This is a genomic window from Flavivirga jejuensis, assembly GCF_030540765.1.
GTDB lineage: Bacteria > Bacteroidota > Bacteroidia > Flavobacteriales > Flavobacteriaceae > Flavivirga > Flavivirga jejuensis.
Genome location: NZ_JAUOEL010000001.1, coordinates 725,665 through 751,391, shown reverse-complemented (window position 1 = coordinate 751,391; position 25,727 = coordinate 725,665). Strand labels below are relative to the sequence as shown.

Genomic DNA, 25,727 nt, shown 5'->3' with positions numbered 1-25,727 from the left:
GCTGCCTAAAAATTATATGCCATATAGATAGCCTCGAACAGACATTACATTATTTACTTAAATAAATAAAGAATAGTTATTTTTAAATTAATAAAATTGAAGCGAAAAGAAAAATTAAAACAATATCGTCATCCAGAGCTTGTCGAAGCATTTTTTTTAAATGGCTTTTCAAAAAATTGTCCTTTTTTTGCTTTGTTTGTGATTATCTTTTTCACTTTATCAGTTTCTGCCCAAAAATCATATAAAAAAACATATTACAACAATGGCAACATAAAATCTGAAGGCTGGATAAATAACAATCAAAAAGTAAAATACTGGACATTCTATCATCCAAACGGTCGTATTGAGAAAGAAGGTCATTTTCACGAAGACAAACCTATAAAATATTGGTATTTTTACATCGAAAATGGTCAGAAAGAATCAGAAGGTCATTTTATTAGAGGTAAAAAAAATAATTGGTGGTTGTTTTATGACGATAAGGAAAAAATTAATCATAAATGTCAGTTAAAAGACAATCTGAAAAACGGCTATTGTTTAATGTATAAAAACGAAAAATTGGTTTCAGCAAGAAAATATAAAGCTGGCAAAAAAATTAAAGAATGGACAGATTACAAGTCCTTTTGGAAAGAAAATAAACTATCTGATCTTAAATGACTCATATAAAAGTTATTATACCTGCTTATAACGAAGCAGAATCAATTACCCACGTTATTAATGATATTCCCGCTCATGTTGATGAAGTTATCGTAGTAAGTAACAACTCAACTGATGCTACTGAAATAAATGCAAAAAAAGCAGGTGCTACCGTTTTAACAGAAACGAATAAAGGATATGGTTATGCTTGTTTAAAAGGAATGGATTATATTGCAAGTCAAGAAAACAAACCAGACATTATTGTGTTTCTAGATGGCGATTATAGCGATTACCCAGAAGAACTAACCAAAATAGTCCATCCCATTATAAATGATCATGTAGATTTTGTAATTGGCACTCGTGTAAAGCGACTTAGAGAACAAGGTGCCATGACGGTACCTCAAATTTTTGGAAACTGGTTGGCAACCACCTTAATGACATTGTTTTTTCGTGCAAAATTTACAGACTTAGGTCCTTTTAGAGCCATTAAATATGATAAATTATTAGCCCTTAATATGGAAGACAAAACCTATGGCTGGACTGTAGAAATGCAATTAAAAGCATTAAAACAAAAATTTACATACACCGAAATCCCCGTTAACTATAGAAACAGAATAGGTGTTTCAAAAGTTTCAGGTACCATAAAAGGTGCTATATTTGCAGGTATAAAAATTTTAGGTTGGATTTTTAAATACAGTATTAAAAAATGATTCCTCAAACTATTATTATAGTAATATACACCATTGCACTTTTGCTTATATTCTTATATGCATTAGCACAATTAAATCTACTTTTTAATTACATAAGTGCTCAAAAAAAGGGTGATAACTGTTCAAAATTTGATTTTACAAATCCAGATGAAATTCCATATGTAACGATACAACTACCTGTTTATAACGAAATGTATGTTATGGAACGGTTACTGGATAACATTGCAGAAATGGATTATCCTAAAAACAAATTAGAGATACAGGTTTTAGATGATTCCACCGACGAAACTGTCGAAACCACATACCAACAAATAGAACGCTTAAAAACGACTGGATTAGATATTAAACATATCACCAGAACCGATCGTAGTGGTTTTAAAGCTGGTGCACTTAAAGAAGGTTTAGAAGTTGCCAAAGGCGAATTTATTGCCATTTTCGATTCCGATTTCCTTCCTAAAAAAGACTGGTTAAAGCGCACTATTCTTTATTTTAAAGATGAGAACATAGGTGTTGTACAAACCCGTTGGGGACATATTAACCGAAACTATTCTATCCTTACAAAAATTCAAGCCTTTGCTTTAGATGCACATTTCACATTAGAGCAGGTAGGAAGAAACAGTAAAGGACATTTCATCAATTTTAATGGAACTGCTGGGGTATGGCGTAAAGAATGTATTATTGACGCAGGCAATTGGGAAGGCGATACGCTAACCGAAGACCTTGATTTAAGCTACCGCGCCCAACTTAAAAACTGGAAATTCAAATACCTAGAAGATGTAGAAACACCTGCCGAACTTCCTGTGGTTATAAGTGCAGCACGTTCGCAACAATTTAGATGGAACAAAGGAGGAGCAGAAAACTTTAGAAAAATGATGTGGAAGGTTTTAAAAAATCAAAATATCTCAGCTAAAACAAAAGTACACGGACTATTGCATTTACTTAATAGCACCATGTTTTTAAACATCTTAATAGTAGCTGTTCTTAGTATTCCTATGTTATATATAAAAAATGAATACGCTCATTTAAAAGCCTACTTTTATGTGATGAGCTTTTTTGTGTTAAGCACCGTGATATTTTTTGTTTGTTATTGGATCATGTATAAGAACATTTATGGTGGCGGTATAAAAAACTTTATAGGATACATAGGCATGTTCTTTGTTTTTTTCTCAATAGCCATGGGCTTTTCATTGCACAATTCTATTGCAGTTTTAGAAGGTCACTTAGGTAAAAAGAGTGAGTTTATACGCACACCAAAATTTAATATCAGCACCTTAAAAGACAGTTGGAAAACGAACAAGTATGTAAAAAAGACAGTATCGGCACATGTTATTTTCGAAGGACTCCTTATGGCTTACTTTGCTTTTGGAATGTATAGTGCTTTTATTGTAGGTGATCAAGGTGGTGATTTCGGGCTTTTCCCTTTTCACCTTATGCTGTTTTTAGGCTTTGGTTATGTGTTTATTAAATCGCTAACTTCTAAGGTTTAAAAGTGTGTATTTATTCTAAATGAAGCCGAAAAGGGGTTCTTATCATTACTACAGAAAAGACATTTTGTAGAGTTAATACGAAATAAAAAGATAATAATCTCTTGATTAAAGGATTGTTCAAAATTCAAGTTCAAAATTTGTAGTAACAATGGTCATTGTTAAAGGTTCATTCTTTTTTAATATTTAATTTGTCAGTTCCAATTTTCCTCTTAAATTTGTAACCCTTGTATAAGGTTTAACAACTTGGTTATGAAAGATTTTTTATCACTAGCTGAAGCAGCAGAGATTATTGGAAAAAGTAAAGAAACGCTTAGACGCTGGGATAATGAAGGTATATTAAATGCTGTTAGAGAACCTGTGTCAAATTACCGTGTCTATCGGAAAAATGACGTTCAGGTTTTATTAGGTAATTTATTCAATAAAGAAATTGAAGATACGGTTTCTAATTTTATTGAACCGCTCCGAGACTATTCTGTACTTGAATTATTTGCTGGAGCAGGAGGACTAGCTGTAGGAATGGAAAAATCAGGTTTAAAATGCGTCGCTTTAAATGAAATAGACAAATGGGCTTGCCAAACTTTAAGAATCAATCGACCACATTGGAATGTTTTAGAAGGTGATATAAAAGAATTTAATTTTTCTAAATATCGAGATTCTGTAGATGTTGTAACAGGTGGATTCCCTTGTCAAGCATTTAGTTATGCTGGTAAAAAGTTAGGGTTAAATGATGCTAGAGGAACTTTATTTTATGAATTTGCAAGAGTTGTCAAAGAGGTCAACCCACCAATTTGTATAGGAGAGAATGTTCGAGGACTATTAAGTCATGAGAAAGGAAAAACTCTTGAAGGAATGATATCAATATTAGATGAAATCGGGTATAATATTGTTCCAGTAAAAGTACTTAAAGCAATAAACTATAAAGTCCCACAAAAAAGAGAAAGATTGATTTTGGTTGGTGTAAGAAAAGATATTAGCATTAAGTATGAGTACCCCAAACCACATAATAAAGTTTATAACTTAAAAGATGCTCTGAAAAAAGGAGAATTATTTAAGAAAAATGTCCCAAAATCTGAAGGAGCAAAGTATCCACAATATAAAAAAGAGATACTTGATTTAATTCCACAAAAAGGATATTGGAGAGATTTACCTTTAGATTTGCAAAAAGAATATATGGGCGGAAGTTTTTATTTAGGAGGCGGAAAAACAGGGATGGCTCGTAGAATTGGTTGGGATGAACCTTGCTTAACACTTACTTGTAGTCCTGCTCAAAAACAAACCGAGAGATGTCACCCTGATGAAACACGACCGTTTACAGTAAGAGAATATGCTAGGATTCAAACTTTTCCAGATGAATGGAAGTTCTCAGGATCAACGGCTCAACAATACAAACAAATAGGAAACGCTGTTCCTGTTAACTTAGGTCAAGAAATTGGATATTCAATTATTAATTTTTTGAATAAGTATTCTGTCAATCAAGATTAGTTTATTTGTATTTTAATTCGATTTCTTTAGCCAATGTAGTTATCGTATTTTCAACAACTTTACTAGCATCAACTTCTAATGCAACTTCACCTATTGCATCTATCAATTCAAAATAAAAATCATCTTTACCAGTAAGTCTGTACCAGAAATCTTGCCCAATTATTACTGGGTATGAATTTCTAATTTTTTTATAGTGGGAGCTAAGTTCCGATTCTTCTCCATATACAACACCAACAATCATATCATTTATTCCTACATTTAAATTGTTAGTTCTTGCCAGATTTCTAACACCATTAAAATGATTTATTATTGTAGTAACATCATCGTAATTTATTGTATTAGGCCCAGCTTTTAGCTGACAATATTTTTTTCTACCATCAGTCACATCTACAAATTCAATATCAATTCCTTGCGTCGTAGAGCCTAAACCTTTGAATAATGAACTAATTAAATTTTGAATCTTCATTCCAAATGATGTATTGATTGAAGATCCTAAAACCCTTGGAAGCACAAGAGCTCTAGCAATACTTTCTGGTTTGTCATTCCCTGTTAAAAAATTAGCTAGATATTTAAATAAGAATGGATTTATATTATATTCGGAAAGTGTACTGGCTCTTTTACAAGCTCCGTCAATATGATTTTGAACAATCTCTTCGCGAAAAAAAGCTTTTGCGTTTTCTATTATTTGTTTCCTCTGTTTATTATCCATTAGCTATATTTCTTGTTGCTAAGGTAATAAAACTTGCCATATTTAACGAGTTAGTCAATTATCACTAACGCTGTATCTAAAGCCACAGTTATTATTAAACAGTCTATGTAGAAAAAGACATAAAAGTATCAGTAAACTTAATAAAATATTAAAAAATCAATCATTCAAAGTAATCTCTCCCAATTCAATAACCTCAAAATTATCTAAGGTGACTTCTTTTAATTTTTTAAGATCATCATTATCCCATTTTTCATGAGGTGCACCTGTTATAAACATATCAGATCCCACATCGGCGAGCATCAATCCATATGTTTTCATAGCAGTAAAAATAATTTGATTGGTTTCAGAAAAACTACTGATATCGAAATCAGCTTTAAGTCTTAATCTACCACCAAAAGGCATTAATTCATCTTCTGTATTTCCAGAAACAAGATGTCTTGCGGGATGCACATAACCTTCATATATTTTACTTCTGCTTACCGTAAAACGTATTGGGTAGTCTATCACTCCTTTTTCTACCTCTGGATATCTTACTAATAATGGAAATATAGGCAAACCTGCTGCATCTGCCGAAGTCCAGCCATCTGGTCTAAACGCTATGGTATTCAAATTATATACAGCTGCCGAAGATGCTTCAAAACCAGCACCGACCTGGGACGTGTTGTATAACTCATATAACATACCGTTTTCTACATCTACAGAAATAACATGACTATCTCCTGCTCCATTCCCCTCTATGGGAGCATTTAATGGTATGCTTATTGGTTTTTAGCTTGAAACTAATAGATTTGAATATGTTTCAGATATCTAAAATTCACTTTACCAGCATAAACAACCTCATTTTCCTTACATCGAACTCAGGTTTATATGTCGCATGTAAGCAAATACATTTCTAAACCGACCAACAAATAATATTATATTTGATACATGCTTTTAAACTCAGCCTTCTTTAAACTAAACAGAATACCATTATTACTAACTGTATCCTGTTTTATATTTTACACAGCCTTTGCATACAATTTAGTTAGAACAGACTACACAAAGCTTATTATGCTATATGCTATTTTGTTTTTTCTATTTTATAAACTGGTTCAAATTCTAAAACATAATGTATCGCTTTTAACATGGATCGCTTTTGGGTTTCGAGCGGTCTTTATATTCGCCATACCTAACTTATCACAAGATTTTTATCGTTTTATTTGGGATGGGCAAATAACACTAATAGGGCTTAATCCTTACCTAACTACTCCAGATTTTCAAATGGGTTTAGGGATTCTATCAGGTTTTCCAAATCAAATGGAATTATATGAAGGTATGGGACCTCTCAACGCTAGTCACTTTACCAACTATCCACCTATAAATCAATTCTGTTTTGTACTAGCTAATCTTTTTCCTGGACAAAGCATACTTAGCTCTGTTATTGGATTACGTTTACTTATTATTGCTGCCGATTTTGGCACCCTTTATTTTGGTAAAAAGTTGCTTGAAAAACTCAATATTCCTGCTCATAATATCTTTTGGTATATCTTAAATCCGTTTATAATTATTGAACTCACAGGAAACCTACACTTTGAAGGGGTTATGATATTTTTTCTTATTTGGAGTTTGTATTTATTATACGTTGGTAAATGGCAATGGGCTGCGGTTGTTTTAGCATTATCCATTTCTGTTAAGTTAATTCCATTGATATTTTTACCCTTGTTTTTTCAGTGGTTTACTTCGACTTCGCTCAATACTGGAATTCAGGATAACAAAAAAGATGTTTCGCTATGGCACAAAATGACAAAATTGATATCATTTTACGCCATTATTCTGGTAACAACCCTATTATTATTCGCTCCTTTTTATGCTTCCGAATTTATAAATAATTATGCCCAAACAGTCGCCTTGTGGTTTCAGAATTTTGAGTTTAATGCTAGTATTTATTACGTCGCTAGAGAAATTGGATACTTATTTAGAGGCTATAACGAAATTGCCATTATTGGTAAAATAACGCCTATTATTGTTGTTCTTTTTATTTTAATCATCACGTTTTTCAGAAAAAACAAAACAACTGTTGAACTTTTTACCGCTATGCTATTGGCATTATCTTTTTATTACTTCACAGCCACCACTGTACATCCATGGTACGTGGCAACCCTTTTAATACTATCTGTATTTACAAAGTATAAATTTCCGCTGGTTTGGAGTTTTGTTATTATACTAAGTTATTTAGCATATATAAACCTTAATAAGGCAGACAAGTCTGAAAACCTTTGGATTATTGGTTTAGAGTACGCTATTGTTTATGGCGTATTTATATGGGAAGTTTTCATAAAAAAGACAACGTCCTCAAACAAGCTTTAAACGTTGTATTCTATAAATGGCTTGATCTCTATCGTCAAACGCTTCTATAAACAATAACTCAAAGGACTTTCCGATATAGGAACTATCATTTTTTAAATCGTAATGATAAAGTGCTTTAGGGTGAATTTCTTCGAAGTCCAACTGCACACCATCATCAAACAGAAACGTATAATAACCGTCTTGGTATTGTTTAAAAATTGCTGTACTCATAACTAGTAAGATTTTTTAATTTGAACCATCATCTTACTCTTCTTCTTCAAAATTAGCATCTGGTACTGTAGCATTTGTACTACCAGAATCTTCTTCATCTCCAAAATCCGCCATAGCTTTTGCTAAATACGTTCCTACTTTCACTAAATAGATCGTATCTTCAGTTTTTACTTCAACAGCTTCAATTAAATCGTTGTGTGCATTTCTAAACGAAATGATGTCTTTATCATCATATCCATCTGGAAATTTTTCGACTAAAAGATTTAAAATATCTTTGTCAAGCTTTTCATAATCTACAATAATTCGTTTCATTTTCTTAAAATTGGTTAAGTTTTAATACACTTGGCAGTGTTAAGATACAAATAAATTTCTGAATTTTATTTATACAAATATTAAATAAATAAATTTTATTTGAAAGTATTTGCTTACCTATGGGTTGCATAAATCTATACCTATACTGAGTAGATATTTTGGAATATATGGAAGTTAGCTCTAAAATTCGGTTACTTAATATATAAGCTGCTTTTGAATTTGACTTCCTGTTTCTCAAAAGCCCGAACATATAAAAACATATCATAATGATCAGCTAATTGCTAATACAAATGAAATATAAAAAATTTAATTTAATGTTTTTTTAAAATTATTTTTTTACTTTTTTTAGAAACTGTTTAAGTTTTATTTTTGGAATTAGTTTGGGTGTATTAAGTCCCCAACAAAGGGAAACTAAACCATGATGGACTGGAAGTCCATAGGTTCCTTTTGACAGACTGAAAGTCTGCTTCGTGAAATATGGTAAAACTGAATTCGTGTGAATTCGTGAAATTCGTGTCTAAAATTTTTAGAAGCTAAAAGCACTAAAGCACATAGTTTTAACTACAGTTGAAACCAATAAACTAATGGATAAAATTTAAGCAGTTTCTTAAAACTTATTAAAGCATTTTAAGGGTGTTTAATTCCTGCTCTGTAAGATGTTTCCATGATCCGCGAGGAATATCCTTTTTGGTAAGATGACCAATGCCAACACAATCTAAATTCTCGATTTCATATTTTAAATAATCGAAGATAGTACGAATGATGGAGTTTCCTGTATTTTTAATTTTAAGACCTATTTCTTTTTTTGAAGCGCCATCAATATAACTAATTTCTTCAACAGCTATTAACTTTCCTTCTACTTTAAAGCCCGCTTGTATTTTTTTTAAGTCTTCCAGCTTTAAATTTTTATTTAGTTCTATATGAAATAAACGAGACACCCCATTTTTGGAGTTTATAAATTTATCTACTACAGCATCATCATTAGTGAATAATAATAATCCTTTAGAATTTCTACCTAAACGTCCAATAGGTTTTATTCTGGAAGTTGTTGCATTGGCAACTAAATCCATAACTGTTCTTCCTTTACCTTCACTGGTTGTGGTAGCAAATCCTTTTGGCTTATTAAGCAAGACATAAGCTTTCTTTTCTGGATTAATACGCGCACCATCATAACGAACCTCATCTCCTATTTTAACTTTGTACCCCATTTCTACGATCACTTTTCCATTTACAGAAACCAATCCAGTAGCAATATGAACATCGGCCTCTCTTCGAGAGCAAATTCCCGAATTAGCGACATATTTGTTTAATCTAATCTCATTAGGATTAGATGGTTTTTTATTTTGCTGAGGCTCGCTCTTTTTAAAAGGAGCATTTCCTTTCGTAAAACTTTTCTTGAAGTCTTTTTTAGAACCTCCAAATGAAGTCTTTCCTTTTCTCTGTCCTCCTTGTTGCTTACTCATTACTCTAATTTTTTGCAAAGATATAGTTAAATTTATGATTGACGATTTAAGAATGCCAATTTGTTTCAGTCTTTAAACTCAACTGTAGATTGGCGCTCTCTATTAACACTAAGCTTAGTAACATCGGGTCTTGAATAATGTCCAACGGAATCAAAATTTTGACGTTCTTCTAATACTCTATTAAAATCAATCGTTTGTATAATCAAACCTTCTTTATTCAAAACGGGTTCAACAATCCACTCGCCATCTGGACCAGCTATACAGCTACCTCCATTTGCTAAGATATCTGGAGCTTTTTCTAATATCCGTTCTAAATGTGGCGTCTCTTTAGGGAAATCTTCTTTAGTCATTAAACTAGATACAGATATAACAAACGAACGCGATTCTCGTGCTATAAAACGCGTAATGTCTTTTGTATTATGGTCGCTCCCTGGCCATACAGCAATATGTAAATCTTCACCCAAACCATATAAGGCCGCCCTTGGCAATGGCATCCAATTTTCCCAACAATTTAATCCGCCTACGGTAAATTGTTTTAACGGATGCACCTGCAAACCGTTACCATCTCCAGAAGACCACGTTAAACGCTCATCATATGTTGGTTGTAACTTTCTATGTACCGATCTAATATTTCCCTTTTGGTCTATATATACTAAAGAAGCATATACACTATGCCCGCCTCTATCCAGTGGACGTTCTATAATACCTAAATAAACAGCCATTTTGTATTTCTTTGATAGTTCGCAAATGGATGCTAAATCTCCTTTTTCAATACAAATAGCATGAGATACATAATGCGCATGCAATTCTTTATTGACTGTTTTATTCCATTCTGCGCCGTCTGTTAACGCTAACCAAAACGGGTAACCTGGCACTAAACCTTCTCCAAAAACAATTAATTCGACAGCTTCTTGAGAAGCATCTATAATGGACTGTTCAACTTTTTTTAAGGTGTCTGTTTTATTCAACCATACGGGTGAGATCTGAGCAAGTGCGACTTTAAGTATATGATCCATTAAATTCTATTTAAAACGATTGTAATATCAATCAACAAAATACTAAAAACGCCAAGCACAATAATAAACTTTAACACATTATGGAGAATAAGATAGTGTGTTTTCGTTTTAGACCTCCAAAGCAACACCAAAAACCCAAGCAGCAACAATGTACTTAGGTAAAAATATAGATACATATGTCCTACTTCAAACTTAAACAACAACAAATACGTTGGAATTAAGGTTAAAACAGATAAAATGGTTAACATCAACTTAGAAGCTTTTTCACCATAAGTAATTGGAATGGTTTTATAATTTTGCGCCAGATCGCCTTTTATATTTTCCAGATCTTTAGTGAGTTCTCGCATAGAAATAATTAAAAATAAAAACATAGCATGTACAAAAATGACCGTTTCGAAATTTTTATAGTACATAAATATGGCAAAAAATGGCGTAATGGTTAATATCGCTGATGTTAGGTTCCCTATAAATGGTTGCTTTTTTAATTTATGAGAATAAAACCAAATACCAAAAATATAAATAGAAAAGAACACAACTGCTTTAAAAGAAACATAGCTGGCCATAACTGCTGCTAAGAAATTTAAAACAAAGTAAAAAGAGAGTTTTGTGTTCTGACTGACTAACCTGTCTAATCTGGATTTAATGGGTCTATTGATTAAATCTTTCTCCGAATCGTAAAAATTATTTATAATATAACCTCCTGCTATAGTTAACGCTGAAGCTAAAACAATCATAAATAAATTAAGATCGAAAACGACCTGTTTCAACGGTTTATTATTTGCCAAAATATAGACAGACGTTAGATATTGCGCTATAACAATAATTAAAACATTATAACCTCTTACAACAGAAAATAAGCTAAAAAACTTGAGTAAAATATGTTTCTGCCTTCTGTTTAACATAAAAAACTTATTATTGAAATCCTGAAACACATCCCGACTAGACTTAGTGCAAGAAAGAGTTCAGAGTGATAAGTGAAGTTTAGAAGTTATAAACGACTTCTAATTTATAGCTGCTAAGTGATTGCTTTGCTTTATCGATATCTTCTGTAAATCCGAGAATATAACCACCACCTCCAGAGCCGCAAAGCTTTAGATAATATTCGTTTGTTTCAATACCTTTTTTCCAAAGCTCATGAAACTGTTGAGGAATCATAGGTTTAAAATGGTTTAAAACAACTTTCGACAAACTCTTTGTATTCTTAAATAACGATTTGATGTCTCCTTTCAAAAAATCATCGACACAAGCATCGGTATGTTTAACAAATTGATTTTTAATCATCCTACGAAAACCTTCTTGCTTCATATTTTCCATAAAGATACGCACCATAGGAGCTGTTTCTCCAATAATGCCACTATCTAATAAAAACACAGCATTTTTACCTTCATTCTTTTGTGAAGGAATTCCTGTAGCTTCGATATTATCTTTGGAATTGATAAGAATTGGAATGCTTAAATAACTATTTAAAGGATCTAAACCGGAAGATTTACCATGAAAAAAAGATTCCATTGCTGAAAAAATAGCTTTTAATTTTAACAGCTTCTCACGAGTTAAATTTTCTAAAACTGTGATTTTATCCTGAGCATATTTATCGTAAATAGCAGCAACTAAAGCGCCACTACTTCCAACACCATAACCTTGTGGGATAGAAGAATCGAAATACATACCAGCATTGACGTGTTGTTTTAATAATGCAATATCAAACGTTACTAATTTAGAATCAATATCTTCTAAATAGCCAACAAAATGCTTTAAGCTTTCGTTTGATTCAATAGCAGTTTCTGAAGGGTTTTTATCCGTTTTTAAAGCACCATTATAAAAGTTATAAGGTATGGATAATCCTTTGGAATCTTTAATGATTCCATATTCTCCGAAGAGTAATATTTTTGAGTAAAATAAAGGTCCTTTCATAAAGTTACTTTTGATTTGGTTTGTCAAAATTACAATTGTTTCGCTCCAAATCCAATTTTATCGTCAATATACTCACCTTTTTGGCAAAATGCAACTAATTCATTCTTAATGAATTCGCAAACTTTCTCACATTCACATTCTGGATATAAAACATGCACATTAGCACCTGCATCTAAAGTAAAACAGACTTTTGAGTTTGTTGTTTGTCTAAATGCCCAAATTTTATTTATTATTTCTAAGGTATTTGGTTTCATTAAAATAAAATACGGCATACTAGTCATCATCATCGCATGTAGTGTTAGCGCCTCACTTTCAACAATTTCTATAAATGCATCTAGATCACCTTCTTTAAATACGGTTATTAAACTAGATAGGTTTTTATGTGCTTGTTTAAAACGTTCTTGTGCAAATGGATGGCCATGCATTAAATTATGACCAACAGTGCTGCTTACCTGCTTTTCTCCTTTGTCTACTAATAAAATAGTGTCCTGGTAATTTTTAAAATTGTTATGTACTTCAAATGGATATTTGACACCAAATAAATCTGAACTTCCATCAATCTCATCGTGTTTTCCCCAAACTACTAGATCACCTTCAAGACTTCTACAAGCACTTCCAGAACCTAATCGCGCTAAAAAGGATGCTTTTTGAATGAAAAAATCATTGTTTAAAGACCTTTCGACTTCGCTCAAGGTGATATCAGATTCGATTAATAATTTTTCGATACTCATTAAACACATAGCCAAAGCACTCATACCACTCGCAGAAGACGCAATACCAGAACTATGTGGAAAGGTATTAGACGTTTCAATTTTAAAATGGTAATCTCTTAAAAATGGCAAATAGATTTCTATTCGTTTGAAAAAAGTTTCAATTTTTGGTTTAAAATCGTCTTTCTTTTCTCCATCTAAAAAAACATCGAATGATAGTTTTTCATTATTTTCTTTTTTAGAAAAATGCAATGTCGTGGTTGTTTTACAGTTATCTAGTGTAAAACTAACGGATGGATTCTCTGGAATCTGATGTTCTTTTTTACCCCAATATTTAACCAAAGCAATGTTACTTGGCGATGACCATCTAAAACTTCCACTTTCAACATAATTTATATAGGGTTTAGGAATAAATTGTACGTCTTTCATCTACTAAAATTTCGTTGCTTTTTTCTATGCGTTAGAATCAGCCGACAAAGATAACAACTTTACCATAGTTTTATAATTTCTAGCAGTTGCTGTTGTTTTTAATTTTCGCTCAAAAAAATTGTTGTTGTATTTAGCCTTTCCATATCCTGTAAAGCTATAAAAATAAATACACGCATCGGTGATAACAAACACTTCATTTGGGTAAGATATCTTTGAAGCTTCCTTTATTAAGTTAGTATCAGGAATAGCATATAATAACGTAAAATAGCTGCTCATTTTTTCCTCTTCTGGAAATGGACAATTATCAAAAATTTGCTGTAAATCTTCTGGTGTTTTTACAAGAATTGGCACTTCAAAACCAAAATGAGTGTTGATAGCTTCATGTATTTTCAATTCTAATTTTTGAACATCTTTTTCTGGTGACTTAAAAATCACATTTCCACTTTGAATATAGGTTTGTACATTTTCTAATCCCGAGTTAGTGAGTAACTCTCGTAATTCTGCCATTGGAACTTTTTTTTGTCCGCTAACATTAATACCTCTTAAAAGTGCGATGTATGTTTTCATATATCTATTAAAAAATTTAAAAAGCACAACTCCTTAACCCACTATTTAATTAGAGATAAAAAGTGAAATACTATATATGTTTTTGTTTTAAAAGCCTTGTTTATGGTTAAGTATGTGATAGATTACAATGTCACCATCCTCTTTAATTCTGTAATGAATTGAGTAATTGAATTTATTAAATCCAAGAATTCTAACGCTTTTTATACCTAATTTGAAATGCAGTAGGCATAGAAAAAATGAGTCTTAATTGACTAATTAGGTCATCCATAAACACATCATCTTTGTACATCAACTTAAAATAGCATAATGCTCTATGAAGTTCTTGCTTGGCTTCATCCGAAAACCTATAATTTTCTTCCATATTTCGCTAAAACCTCAGCAACAGATGTTGTTTTTAAATCCCCTGCTTCATCTCGCTTTATCATCTAACTCAATAAGCTTTTTTGTTTTCCCCATAACAAATGATATAAATATTAAATATACACATTATATATACAAATAACTAAATTCTTTAATTAATGAAATAGACCGATATAGTTCTTGAGATTTTTTAGGTCTTTAGTCTCTAATCAACAATAGATCTTGCAGCAATAAAAGCACCAGTCCATGCATTCTGAAAATTAAACCCACCTGTAATAGCATCTATATTTAAAATTTCACCAGCAAAATACAAGTCTTTATGAAGCTTACTTTCAAAAGTTTTAAAATTAACCTCTTTTAAATCGATACCACCTGCTGTTACAAATTCTTCTTTAAATGTACTTTTTCCAGTAACTTTAAATTCAGCATCCGTTAATTGTAATGCTAAAGCTTCCAATTGTTGTTTGTTTAAATCTGCCCAAGTAGTAGATATTGAAATATTTGATGCCAATACCAATTGTTGCCATAACCTTTTAGGCAAGTCATATTGAGTAAATTTAAACACCGTTTTTTTAGCAAGATCTTGTTTAAATGCTTTTAAACCATGTAAACAGTCTTCAAAAGATTGTCTTATAAAATTGATTTTAATTTGAAATTTATAATCCCGTTTTTCAAATTCTAAAGCGCCAAAAGCCGAAAGTTTTAAAATTGCTGGCGCACTCATACCAACATGTGTGATGAGTAATGGTCCTTCTGATTCTAAATAACTATCAACAACTTTAATTGCTACGTTTTGAGCCACAACACCAGGAATGTCTTTGATTCGGGTATCCTTAATATCGAAAGTAAAAAGAGAAGGAACTGGTTGCGAAACGGTATGTCCTAAATGTTTCAATAAATCCCAAATTTTCGAATTACTACCTGTTGCTATTAATATTTTTTTTGAAGTAAAGTCACCTTGATTAGTTTCTAACAACCATAAATCATGCTTCTTTTGAATAGATTTTACCGAATGGTTATACAACACGTCAACACCATGCTTTTCTGCCTCGCTTAGAAAGCAATCAATAATAGTTTGTGATGAGTTTGATACGGGAAACATACGACCATCTTCCTCAATTTTTAATGCGACACCTCGTTTTTCAAACCATTCCATAGTATCACCTGTCATAAACTGATGAAAAGAACCTAATAATTCTTTTTCTCCTCTTGGATAATTTTGTACTAATTCTGAAGGTATAAATTCTGCATGGGTTACATTACAACGTCCACCTCCAGATATTTTTACTTTCTGAAGCCCTTCCTTACCGCGTTCTAAAATAATTATTTTTAAATTCGTATTTTGTTCAGCTATATTAATAGCTGCAAAGAAACCTGCAGCTCCACCACCAATAATAATAACGTCGTATGCCTTCATATCAAAAATTACGATGTAAATTTAACACTATAAATGATGACTGCCTAAATGAATAATTTTCTTTTATTAGTAATATTGTTAACAGTTTCATGCAATCAAGATAGTATGCATGTGATTGCGAATCTCCCTAAAACGTTACACGAAGTTTCTGGAACTGAAATCGCACCAAATTCAGATTTAATTTGGATGTTAAATGATGGTGGGAATGCTTCAAAAGTTTATGGTTTAAATAAAAAAGGATACATTAAAAAAGAGTTAAAAATTGACGCAAAAAACCACGACTGGGAAGATTTAACATCAGACAAAAAAGGCAATCTTTATATTGGTGATTTTGGAAACAATGACAATAAACGAAAGAATCTAGCTATTCTAAAAATAGCCTCGAATTCGTTTAACAATAAAGGTAAAATTAATATTGAACGCATTTCTTTTAAATATTCAGACCAGAAAAAGTTTCCTCCAAAAAAGAAAAAATTATATTTTGATTGCGAAGCTTTCTTCCATTATAACGATAGTTTATATTTATTTACTAAAAGCCGAGTAAAAAATGATTTTGGCAAAACACATTTATATAAGATCCCTGCTAAAAAGGGCAATCATGTAGCAGAATTAGTTGGTACGTTTAGTTCTTGTAACGATTTACATTGTTGGGTAACCTCGGCCGATATAAGTGATAATGGCAAGCAGATAGTATTATTAACTCAAAAATCGCTTTTAGTTTTTAGCAATTTCACTTCTGATAATTTTTTTAATGGCACTTTTAAACAATATGACTTTAAGAGTGAATCACAAAAGGAAAGTATTTGTTTTAAGAATGAAAACACCGTTTATATTACTGATGAAAAAGCGCATGGCGAAGGTGGAAATTTGTATGAGTTTAAAATAAAATAATAACTATATTTACGTGAACGCGACGTAAACCCATGCCTTCAAACAAAATATATTTTGTTTTCGATAGCGTTCGGATGACATTATATTAATGACATGCTGAAAACACACTTCAACAAGCTCAGTGCAGCAGTTCAGGACAACAATTTAAAATCCAAATCCAAGTTTAAAAGCTAACCGCAAACCATCATCGCTATTAAACGCTGATAAGTTAAGCGTTAAAACATCTGCCGCATTTGCAAAAATACCACCTCCAATTGAGGTATTCCAAGCGTTTGAATTAAAGTCTGAATTATTATTTAATATCAGGTTATTTTCAACCCAAATACGTCCATAATCAAAACCACCGTAAATCCCTATATTTAAGGGTAATAGTCCTGTTTTAACCCTACGAAGATTTAAACGCAAATCCGTACTTTGATAAAATGAACTTTCACCAGAAAACCTTTGATTCCTATATCCACGAAGTCCATCGTCGCCACCAATACTTGCAGCCTGATAAAATTCAAAATCATCACCAAAGATAAAATGCGCTTTTGCTTTAGTAGCTAAAACAAGCTGCCCACTAGAAACCAATTTATAATCGAAACCGAGCTCTGGAATAAAATAAGCAAACCCAACCGAATCATCAATATTTGATTTGTAACCAAATTGAAAGCTCGTTTGCATTCCTAAAGTTGGAAAAGCCTCATTATCTTTGTTTTTAAAAGTATAAGTAGCTTCTGCTCCAACAAAATCTTTCTGATTCTCTTCTCCATTAGCTACATAAAAGCTATTTATAAACCGATCGCTAGTTTCTTCAACTTCGATGGACTCATAACTTAACCCTAACTTAAAATGTGCACCTAAAGCACTTCTCCAATTTAATGAAGGCGCTAATTTTAGGGTACTTAATTTTACACGGTTAAAATCCATATCAAAATTATCTTCATCATCTGCATTTAAATTGGGGGTACTATTTCCATATCCAAAGAAATTAATGGCATAATTAGGACTGGTATATTTTGCATTTAAAGCGAGGTTCCAGGAACCAACTATATTAGCAAACTCACCATTATACTCAAAATCAAATCCACTGGTTGCAAAATAGTAGGCACCAGAAAAGATATGTTGTGCACTAAAAGGGTTTCGTTCAAATCCATAATTAGTTAATGTATTTACAAAACCTATTTTAAACCCATCATCTGGATTAGCACCTATTGTAGGTACAAATTGGTTGGTGTTGTTTTTTGGTTTTGTGTAATCATACACATTGGTCTCATAATTATCTGTTAGATTTTTATTACCCTTATTTGTTGTAAAGTTATTTTCCTTAGACTTAAAATCATAAACAACTACTTTTTTACCATTTTCAATAGTATATGTATCATTATTTTGTCCTCCAATAAGTCGAAGTTTTATTAAATTATCACCTGTTCCTATGACCTTAAATACATCTTCATCATCTAAACCATAAATCCAAATTTCTTTAGTACTCTTTCTATTGTATGTTTTTTCAAAAAGCACAATTCCTTTATCACCATTTTTGATACGATAGGCTGTTAGTTTTGTATTACCATCGGCCATTCTTTCTATCACAAAAAAATCATCTTTATCTGTCCCTTTTATTATTGCAAATTTGTTTAACACATCATAATAATCATCTGCTATTGTTGATAGGTTTTTAATTCTAGCAAGCAATACCGTTTTTATTTTAGTAATTGTTTCGCTTTGTACCTCTTTAGGAAATGCTTTAAAAGCCTCATCAATAACTTCTTCTGTTAAATTGTTTTGAATAAATGCTACTTGCTCATTCCATTGATCTCTATTGGTTTTATTAAGTAACATCATGTCTAACGAAAAAGGACTAAAATTAAAGCCTTTTACATTTCTAACATCCTCCATAAAACCTTCCATCAATTTTAATGGTGGTATAATTCTAGTTGCTAATTTCATTAAAGCACCATCTCCCATAATGGAAAATGCTTGGTCTCTATCTCTTGGAATGGGTTTATAGATTACTTTACCAGAGCTTTTATCTTTAAATTTTGCCCAACGCCACTGGTCTACATGCCTATCCCAATCACCAATAGCCATATCAAACAAGCGTGCTCGCAAATACATGGTATCGTCAATTACATATTTTTCATCTTTACGAAGTTTTTTCATTAAATCATCGGTACTCTCAATGACATTTGCTTTTCCAAAACTTTCAACATTTCCATGTCCACTTGAAACATGTTCTTCAATCATATATAATTCATCTCCAAAATCTTCATTAAAATCGGCTAAAACATTTTGTTTTGGCACATAATACAATACTGGATTGGTATGAAGCAAATTCACAGCATCAGACAATTTTCCTGTTACGAATGGTGCGTATGGGTGAGAACCTGTATAAAAATCTTGTAATAAACTTTCGGTAGCTGTACCTTCAAACTGACCTTCAATATATTGGTCTTTAAAGGCCATGGCTTGTAAATACACTGTTGCACTTTTTCGTATAGCGCGCATAACATACCTTTTTCCTTCTTTATTTATTAATTGAAGGGATTTAGATTGATGGCCACCCCCTTTTCTAAGCGGTGATAATCCTCCAAATAAAGTATCCAACTTCACCGTTGGTACAAGTAACTTTGTTCCATAATATTTACGGTAACGCTCGCCCCAAAAAGATCTATAAAATTTGCTTTTAGTTATTTCTTCCTCCGTATAAACGGATGCTATTTTTTCTTTTGGGAATGAGGTCTCATAATTAGCATGGATTTCTTTTTTATCGGCAGAAAGCACTTCTGTTTGAAAGATTATTTTATTATCCTTTGCCGAATAAAACCGTACATATGATGATCCATCTTTAAAAACATCTAATCTTGCAAAACCTGCTTCACTAGATGAAAACGCATCTGAAACATTTCGGGTTGCAGTAGATTTGGATCCTGCGCCACTAATTATTTGTGGTAAATTATCTTTTACCAAATATTGTAAACTATGTTCATGCCCCGAAACAAAAATTGACTTTTCATTTTCTTGAGCTAAGGTTACAACACGTTTTTTAAAGGTGTTGTATTTTTTATTTTGAAGATCTGCTGGAGAAACTCCACTGGTTTTTCTAATAATGTTTTTCAAGGTTCCTAAAACAGGAATAGGTTTCATGTGCGACATAAAATCATATTGTCCTCCATGCGGCCCATTACTAAACATAGGATGATGTATAGCAATAATGGTTGTTTTTCCTCGTGCTTTTTTTAATAAACTCTCTAACTCTTCAAAAAATTTGGCTCTTGTTTTAATCTCGCAATCGTCATTTATAGTTGGATGTTTATCCCAATTAGTTAAATACCATTCAGAATCAATAATAATCATTACGATATCATCATTAACATCTACTTTTTCAATAGGACAACCATTTTCAGGCAAAAAGGTATTCTTGCCTAAAGCTTTCTCAACATACGTCTCTTGTCTCTTTAAGCCTTTTAACCCATCGCTATACCAATCGTGATTTCCTGGAATAAAAATAGCATCTCCTTTAAAATCTTTAACAACATTTGTTTGCACGTTCATTTGATGTTCTGCAAACGCTCTACCTTCATCCTTTTTTTTAGGCATGCCTTTTGGATAAATATTATCTCCTAAAAACAACGCTGTACTGTGTTTTGATGCTTTATTTAATTCAGATTTAAAATCTTGTAATGCCTCAGTTTCAGATCCTAAAGCTGAGTTTCCTGCATCTCCAATCAAATAAAAAGAATGAATGATCTCTTTATCTGGAAAAGAACGGTCTGTATTTGAGTCTTTATATTGCGGTTTATATGTAGCACAAGCACTGATTATAAACATGATAGCCAAGCTTATAACAACTTTATAATTCGTATTCATATAAGGGTTTTATGGATGATTAAAGATAATAATTTAATCTTTGATTATAGCAGTATCAAAAACAACTTTACTAGCAATGGTTTTATGTACGGGACATTTTGATGCAATTTCCTTTAAGCGTTGTTTTTGTGCTTCATTCAAATTACCAATAAGCTTCAGTTTTTTACTAATATAATCTAGATAGGTTGGTTTTTCTATTTCTAAGCCTAAATCGTCACTATGTTTTCTGGAATGTGTAACATATACAAATACCTCTTGTAAATCCCATTGTTTACGTTGTGCGTACATTTTTAAGGTCATGGCAGTACAAGCCACCAAACCAGCATTGAGATATTCGTAAGGTGAAGGCCCAAAATCATCACCTCCTATAGCACTGGGCTCATCTGCAATCATGGTATGATTTTTAGTTTGGATTGAGGTTGTAAAATTATCTTCAAGCAAATTTAAATGACCTACTAATTGTTCGCCTTTAGTTTCCAGCATTTTATTTTCTTTAGGCTCAAAATAACGTTGTACCCAGGTTCCAATCACGTTTCCAACATATTGACTATCAACTGGGTTGGATAGTAAATGATCTGCATCGTCTAGCGTAACAAAACTTTTTGGGTGGTGGGCATGATGGTATAATTGTTCTGCATTTTTAATGCCAACAACAGCATCTGTAGGAGCATGTAAAATCAATAATGGTTTACGCAGTGTCTTAACAATGGCAGGTAGATCTGTCTTATCAAAATCTTCAACAAAATCTTTATTGATCTTAAAAGGGCGTCCTCCAATATTAACTTCGACTTCTCCCTTTTCTTTAACCTCATCAATACCATGAGAAAACAAATGTGTTACATGACTCACTGTAGCTGGTGCGCCAATAGTAGCCACTGCTTTAATATTATCTAATCGCGCAGCAGCCGATAATACCGCTGCTCCGCCTAACGAATGACCAACCAATAATGATGGTGCTTCGTAATTTTTCCCCATATAATCACTTACAGCTATTAAATCATCAACGTTAGCAGAAAAATGACTCTTGGCAAATTCACCTTCACTTCTACCTAAACCTGTAAAATCGAATCTAACGACTCCAAAACCATGATTCGTTAAAGCTCGACTAATATTTTTTACGGCACTTAATGAACTTGTACATGTAAAACAATGTGCAAAAACGGCATAGTAATTTGGTTTTTGATTTGCTGGCAATTCTAAAAATGCCCGAAGCTTTAAACCTTTTCTATTTTGAATATCTAATTTTGAACTTCTCATTTTAAAACCTTTATCCTATAGTCGTATCTATATGTGATACTTTACTTTTTTTACCTGATAAGAAAATTTTTGCAGTAGGATTTCTAATTTAGGATTAATAAATGTTTTGCAAAAGGGCTTATTCGGATTTTTTTGGTAGTAATTTTGAATGGCTTCTCTTGAAGCTTTAAAAGATTGAAACGGGTAAACTTTTGTGATTATTTTATACTCGAAATCTTCTTGTAAATTATTTATGATACCTTCTGATTCCTTTCTTTGTTCTTCTGAAAATGTATAAACGGCAGATCTGTATTTACTTCGCATCGCATGATTACTGGTGCTTTTATGTGTATGTAAATGAATTTCTATAAGTGTTTTTAATGACACGCCTTCTGTATTAAAATGTACAATAATAGCTTCTGAAAAACTACTATTTTCATTAACCGAAGCCACATAGCCTTGTTCGACTTTCATAACACCAATTAGCGCTTGAAACACGGCTTCTGTACACCAATGGCAACCACCTCCTAACGCTATCTTATTCAATTTACTGTTCATATAAATTTGTAAAAATGATTTGACATTAGAATAATCCTTTCTTTTTAATTATTTTAATTTATCTGCATGAAGCTTACGTAATTTTGCCAATTTAGGCGTAATCACAAAACTACAATAGCCTTGTTCTTGATTATTCCTGTAGTAGTCTTGATGATCATCCTCTGCTTTATAAAACACATCTAAAGCACTAATTTCTGTAACCACAGGATTTTCGTAATATGCCCCGACTTCTTTTAAAACGACCTCAGCAATTTCTTTTTGCTTGTCATCATGATAATAAATCACCGAACGGTATTGCGTTCCTTTATCACCTCCTTGCCTATTCAATGTTGTAGGATCGTGTGTTGTCATGAAAATAACCAAAATAGCTTTATAAGTAATAATGTTAGCATCAAACGTTACTTGTATTACTTCTGCATGCCCAGTTAAACCAGAACAGATCTCACGATAGGTTGGGTGTCCAGGAACATCCCCACCTGAATATCCAGATACCACTTCCTCAACGCCTTTAACTTCCTGAAACACGGCTTCTGTACACCAAAAACAGCCCCCACCAAATGTGGCTAGTTGTATATTTTTATTGTTCATTTTTTCTCTTTCTGTTTTTCAATTCTCTTCAAATTAAAATTTAGAGATTGCTTTAAAAAGTATAAACTTTAAAATTTTCTTATTCTTTTTCTAATTGCATAGACTCAGAATTTATGCAGTAACGTAGTCCGCTAGGTTCTGGACCATCTGGGAATACATGCCCTAAGTGTGCATCACAAGTATTGCACATAACTTCTACACGTACCATTCCAAAGGTCGTGTCTCTTTCGTACTTAATAGCATTTTCCTTTATAGGCTGCGTAAAACTCGGCCATCCAGTTCCTGAACTAAATTTAATGGTAGAATCGAACAAAGGTGTATCACAACATATACAGTTATATTTACCCGCATCGTGTGCACTACAAAGGGCGCCACTATGTGGTCGTTCTGTTCCTTTTTGTCTGGTAATTCTAAATTGCTCTGGAGTTAATTGAGCACGCCATTCATTATCTGTCTTTTCAATACGTTTGTCTGGAGTAGGGTTTCCTTTTACAGAAAAATTAATTACTTCTTTCCAAGTTAGCATAGCTATGTTTCCTTTCTTTTAAATTAATATTAGTATGCCTTTCATGTCAATACTAGTCTAAATTAAGTCTCATTCCTTACAATTTCTAAAAGCTAGACATCAATGCAAGTAATATTGAAATATACGACAAATTATAACGTTAACTTTGCATTAATTAAAGTTTAGTATTTTTACTAAAAATCATTTCTTTTTATGAAAAATCTTATTGTAGAAGCAGAAGAATATGTTATTCAATATTTAAACGAGAATCTTGATAACAAGTTTGTTTATCATAATTTATCGCATACACAGGATGTGGTTAAAAAGACCAATGAACTAGCGGAGCTTAGTAACTTAAAAAAGGCAGACAAAACAATATTACTACTAAGTGCCTGGTTTCATGATACTGGTTATACTAAAAGCATAAAAGATCATGAAGCTGAAAGTGTAAAAATTGCTAATGATTTTTTTAAGAATCATAATGTATCTGAAAACGATATAAAAAATATATCTGATTTGATCTTAGCTACTAAAATGGGCTATGAACCAAAAAACCAGCTAGAAAAAATAATTAGAGATGCTGATTGCGCCCATATTGGAAGTAAAAAATTTGATAACGTTACCGAGCTACTTAGAAAAGAATGGGAACTTGCATGTGATAAGCAATTAAGTGAAGAGGAATGGTTAAGTATGAATATTGATTTTTTATCTAATAATCATAGATTTTATACTAATGAAGCTTCAGCAAAATGGGATAAAGTAAAGAGCAAAAACCTCTCGCAATTACTAAAAAACTTGAATAAATTAAAGCAAGACACAACCAAACTAAACTATAAGAAAGAAGAATTAACATTAAAAAAGAATAAAGTAGCATTACCAGAACGGGGTATTGAGACCATGTTTAGAGTAACTCTTAAAAATCACATTACTTTAAGTAATATTGCAGATACAAAGGCTAATATTTTATTATCGGTTAATGCTATAATAGTATCTTTAGTGCTCTCTAATTTAGTATCTAAATTAGATAATGCATCTAATCATTATTTAATTGTTCCTACTTCTATTTTCGTGTTGTTTACTGTTATATCTATTATACTATCCATTTTAGCCACACGTCCTAACGTTACAAGCGGTAAGTTTTCCAAAGAAGATGTTGCTAATAAAAAGGTAAATCTATTATTTTTTGGTAATTTCCATAAAATGAGTCTTAGCGATTTTGAATGGGCTATGGGTGAAATGATGCAGGATAGAGATTACCTTTATTCTTCCATGAAAAAAGATTTATATTTTCTTGGATTGGTTTTAGACAAAAAATATAAAATACTTCGCTTAACTTATAGTGTGTTCATGCTGGGTATTATAGTAAGTGTTATTAGTTTTGCTATTGCTTTTCAGTTTTATTCTGGAGCAAACTAGTACCTTAACCTTATAATAAATAAAGTACATTGATTGAAAATAAAGACCTTGAAAACCAAAACTATTCAGAACACCCCTTAGAGAAAGGTGAATATGAAGATTGTAGGTTTATAAACTGTAATTTTGCAAATGCCGATCTATCAAACATTTTTTTTACAGACTGTCAGTTCACAGATTGCCATTTTAGTTTAACCTCTATGAAAGAGACAGTACTTAATGGTGTTCATTTTTCTAATTGCAAATTATTAGGCATTCATTTTAATAACTGTAACGATTTTTTATTAACTATTTCTTTTGATAATTGTAATCTGGAACTTTCTGTATTTTATAACTTAATGTTAAAAAAGAATCTATTTAAAGATTGCAATTTTACAGGTGCAGATTTTTCCGAAGCCAACTTAACAGGTTCCACTTTTCAAAACTGTAATTTAAAAAATGTTCTTTTTCAAAACACTAACATAGAACGCGTTGACTTTAAATCGTCTTACAATATATCCTTAGATCCAGAAAATAACAAAATGAAAAACGCTAAGTTCTCAAAAGATAATTTAGCAGGATTACTTGGCAAATACCAAATTAAAATCGAAAATTAAGCTTTAACCTCCTTCATTAAATCATCATAAGCATAAAAAGACTTATCGTTTTCGTATTTATAATATGCATCTTGAAAGATGTGCATTTAAACTAGAAACACAACTATATTAGATTACAACCTTCTTCTTTTAATAAAAAAACTTATTAACCTGAGTTCGAGGTAAGGATCGTATATTTATTGACTTTTAGCTTGAAACTAATAGATTTGAATATGTTTCAGATATCTAAAACTTACTTGCTTAAGATAAATATTTGATAAATAGCATTTTACAAAAACAGCTTCATTTTTCTTACGTCGAACTCAGGTTACTAGTATTTACCACAA

The 25,727-nt window shown here is 31.9% G+C and carries 25 protein-coding genes; 8 read left to right on the top strand and 17 right to left on the bottom strand.

All coding sequences use genetic code 11. From position 1 onward, the window contains the following. Positions 1–96: 96 nt before the first annotated feature. From Q4Q40_RS03300 to dcm, 4 genes are all read left to right on the top strand, one after another. Positions 97–654 (top strand): toxin-antitoxin system YwqK family antitoxin, encoded by a 558-nt coding sequence (locus Q4Q40_RS03300; RefSeq protein ID WP_303300268.1) that lies wholly within the window; start codon positions 97–99, stop codon positions 652–654. Further along, complete coding sequence (locus Q4Q40_RS03295) at positions 651–1,343, top strand: glycosyltransferase family 2 protein (protein ID WP_303300267.1); 693 nt, start codon at positions 651–653, stop codon at positions 1,341–1,343. Before Q4Q40_RS03300 ends, Q4Q40_RS03295 begins: the two co-directional genes overlap by 4 nt. Beyond that, a complete protein-coding gene (locus tag Q4Q40_RS03290) occupies positions 1,340–2,830 on the top strand; it encodes a cellulose synthase family protein (protein ID WP_303300265.1) in 1,491 nt (496 codons plus the stop codon). Before Q4Q40_RS03295 ends, Q4Q40_RS03290 begins: the two co-directional genes overlap by 4 nt. A gap of 243 nt (positions 2,831–3,073) precedes the next feature. Beyond that, positions 3,074–4,312: a DNA (cytosine-5-)-methyltransferase gene (gene dcm / locus Q4Q40_RS03285; protein WP_303300264.1), complete on the top strand. Its 1,239-nt coding sequence runs from the start codon at positions 3,074–3,076 to the stop codon at positions 4,310–4,312. A 1-nt stretch (position 4,313) separates the two neighbouring features. Here the strand turns inward: dcm and Q4Q40_RS03280 are convergent, their stop codons facing one another. Both Q4Q40_RS03280 and Q4Q40_RS03275 read right to left on the bottom strand, forming a co-directional pair. Then, positions 4,314–5,021: a PmeII family type II restriction endonuclease gene (locus Q4Q40_RS03280; RefSeq protein WP_303300263.1), complete on the bottom strand. Its 708-nt coding sequence runs from the start codon at positions 5,019–5,021 to the stop codon at positions 4,314–4,316. Between the two features lie 156 nt (positions 5,022–5,177). Next, positions 5,178–5,702, bottom strand: coding sequence for a hypothetical protein (locus Q4Q40_RS03275; RefSeq protein ID WP_303300262.1), 525 nt, complete (start codon positions 5,700–5,702; stop codon positions 5,178–5,180). 246 nt (positions 5,703–5,948) lie between these two features. On the opposite strand from Q4Q40_RS03275, the gene Q4Q40_RS03270 reads away from it, so the two are divergent. Then, a complete protein-coding gene (locus tag Q4Q40_RS03270; RefSeq protein ID WP_303300261.1) occupies positions 5,949–7,367 on the top strand; it encodes an MptA/MptB family glycosyltransferase in 1,419 nt (472 codons plus the stop codon). On the opposite strand, the gene Q4Q40_RS03265 is transcribed toward Q4Q40_RS03270, so the two are convergent. The 10 genes from Q4Q40_RS03265 to Q4Q40_RS03220 all read right to left on the bottom strand — a co-directional run bounded on the left by Q4Q40_RS03265 (position 7,353) and on the right by Q4Q40_RS03220 (position 15,762). Further along, positions 7,353–7,577 (bottom strand): hypothetical protein, encoded by a 225-nt coding sequence (locus tag Q4Q40_RS03265; protein ID WP_303300260.1) that lies wholly within the window; start codon positions 7,575–7,577, stop codon positions 7,353–7,355. The genes Q4Q40_RS03270 and Q4Q40_RS03265 overlap by 15 nt on opposite strands. A gap of 33 nt (positions 7,578–7,610) precedes the next feature. Then, a complete protein-coding gene (locus Q4Q40_RS03260) occupies positions 7,611–7,889 on the bottom strand; it encodes a hypothetical protein (RefSeq protein ID WP_303300259.1) in 279 nt (92 codons plus the stop codon). Between the two features lie 617 nt (positions 7,890–8,506). After that, complete coding sequence (locus Q4Q40_RS03255; RefSeq protein ID WP_303300258.1) at positions 8,507–9,352, bottom strand: pseudouridine synthase; 846 nt, start codon at positions 9,350–9,352, stop codon at positions 8,507–8,509. A 65-nt stretch (positions 9,353–9,417) separates the two neighbouring features. Then, positions 9,418–10,368, bottom strand: coding sequence for a carbon-nitrogen hydrolase family protein (locus tag Q4Q40_RS03250; protein WP_303300257.1), 951 nt, complete (start codon positions 10,366–10,368; stop codon positions 9,418–9,420). Then, a complete protein-coding gene (locus Q4Q40_RS03245; protein WP_303300256.1) occupies positions 10,368–11,270 on the bottom strand; it encodes a geranylgeranylglycerol-phosphate geranylgeranyltransferase in 903 nt (300 codons plus the stop codon). Before Q4Q40_RS03245 ends, Q4Q40_RS03250 begins: the two co-directional genes overlap by 1 nt. A gap of 79 nt (positions 11,271–11,349) precedes the next feature. Then, a complete protein-coding gene (locus Q4Q40_RS03240; RefSeq protein ID WP_303300255.1) occupies positions 11,350–12,279 on the bottom strand; it encodes a mevalonate kinase family protein in 930 nt (309 codons plus the stop codon). A gap of 29 nt (positions 12,280–12,308) precedes the next feature. Then, positions 12,309–13,418, bottom strand: coding sequence for a diphosphomevalonate decarboxylase (locus Q4Q40_RS03235; protein WP_303300254.1), 1,110 nt, complete (start codon positions 13,416–13,418; stop codon positions 12,309–12,311). A 24-nt stretch (positions 13,419–13,442) separates the two neighbouring features. Then, a complete protein-coding gene (locus Q4Q40_RS03230; protein ID WP_303300253.1) occupies positions 13,443–13,985 on the bottom strand; it encodes a DUF1697 domain-containing protein in 543 nt (180 codons plus the stop codon). A 190-nt stretch (positions 13,986–14,175) separates the two neighbouring features. Next, positions 14,176–14,346, bottom strand: coding sequence for a hypothetical protein (locus Q4Q40_RS03225; RefSeq protein WP_303300252.1), 171 nt, complete (start codon positions 14,344–14,346; stop codon positions 14,176–14,178). A 204-nt stretch (positions 14,347–14,550) separates the two neighbouring features. Further along, entirely contained in the window at positions 14,551–15,762 is a 1,212-nt protein-coding gene (locus Q4Q40_RS03220; protein WP_303300251.1) for a BaiN/RdsA family NAD(P)/FAD-dependent oxidoreductase, read from the bottom strand. Between the two features lie 48 nt (positions 15,763–15,810). Here Q4Q40_RS03220 and Q4Q40_RS03215 point away from each other — a divergent pair, with 48 nt between their 5' ends. After that, a complete protein-coding gene (locus Q4Q40_RS03215) occupies positions 15,811–16,653 on the top strand; it encodes a hypothetical protein (protein WP_303300250.1) in 843 nt (280 codons plus the stop codon). A gap of 144 nt (positions 16,654–16,797) precedes the next feature. On the opposite strand, the gene Q4Q40_RS03210 is transcribed toward Q4Q40_RS03215, so the two are convergent. From Q4Q40_RS03210 to msrB, 5 genes are all read right to left on the bottom strand, one after another. Beyond that, on the bottom strand, positions 16,798–20,505 hold the full coding sequence (locus tag Q4Q40_RS03210) for a metallophosphoesterase (protein ID WP_303300248.1): 3,708 nt from the start codon (positions 20,503–20,505) through the stop codon (positions 16,798–16,800). Positions 20,506–20,538: 33 nt separating this feature from the next. Continuing rightward, positions 20,539–21,762: a bifunctional alpha/beta hydrolase/OsmC family protein gene (locus Q4Q40_RS03205; protein WP_303300247.1), complete on the bottom strand. Its 1,224-nt coding sequence runs from the start codon at positions 21,760–21,762 to the stop codon at positions 20,539–20,541. 27 nt (positions 21,763–21,789) lie between these two features. Further along, positions 21,790–22,299, bottom strand: a complete 510-nt coding sequence (locus Q4Q40_RS03200; protein WP_303300246.1) for a peptide-methionine (S)-S-oxide reductase — start codon at positions 22,297–22,299, stop codon at positions 21,790–21,792. Positions 22,300–22,347: 48 nt separating this feature from the next. Continuing rightward, on the bottom strand, positions 22,348–22,887 hold the full coding sequence (gene msrA, locus Q4Q40_RS03195; protein WP_303300245.1) for a peptide-methionine (S)-S-oxide reductase MsrA: 540 nt from the start codon (positions 22,885–22,887) through the stop codon (positions 22,348–22,350). Between the two features lie 79 nt (positions 22,888–22,966). Continuing rightward, a complete protein-coding gene (gene msrB / locus Q4Q40_RS03190; RefSeq protein ID WP_303300244.1) occupies positions 22,967–23,413 on the bottom strand; it encodes a peptide-methionine (R)-S-oxide reductase MsrB in 447 nt (148 codons plus the stop codon). A gap of 192 nt (positions 23,414–23,605) precedes the next feature. Here msrB and Q4Q40_RS03185 point away from each other — a divergent pair, with 192 nt between their 5' ends. Both Q4Q40_RS03185 and Q4Q40_RS03180 read left to right on the top strand, forming a co-directional pair. Further along, positions 23,606–24,808 carry a Pycsar system effector family protein gene (locus Q4Q40_RS03185; RefSeq protein ID WP_303300243.1) on the top strand — a complete coding sequence of 401 codons (1,203 nt, stop codon included), beginning with the start codon at positions 23,606–23,608 and terminating at the stop codon, positions 24,806–24,808. 29 nt (positions 24,809–24,837) lie between these two features. Then, positions 24,838–25,401 carry a pentapeptide repeat-containing protein gene (locus tag Q4Q40_RS03180; RefSeq protein WP_303300242.1) on the top strand — a complete coding sequence of 188 codons (564 nt, stop codon included), beginning with the start codon at positions 24,838–24,840 and terminating at the stop codon, positions 25,399–25,401. Positions 25,402–25,727 lie beyond the last annotated feature (326 nt).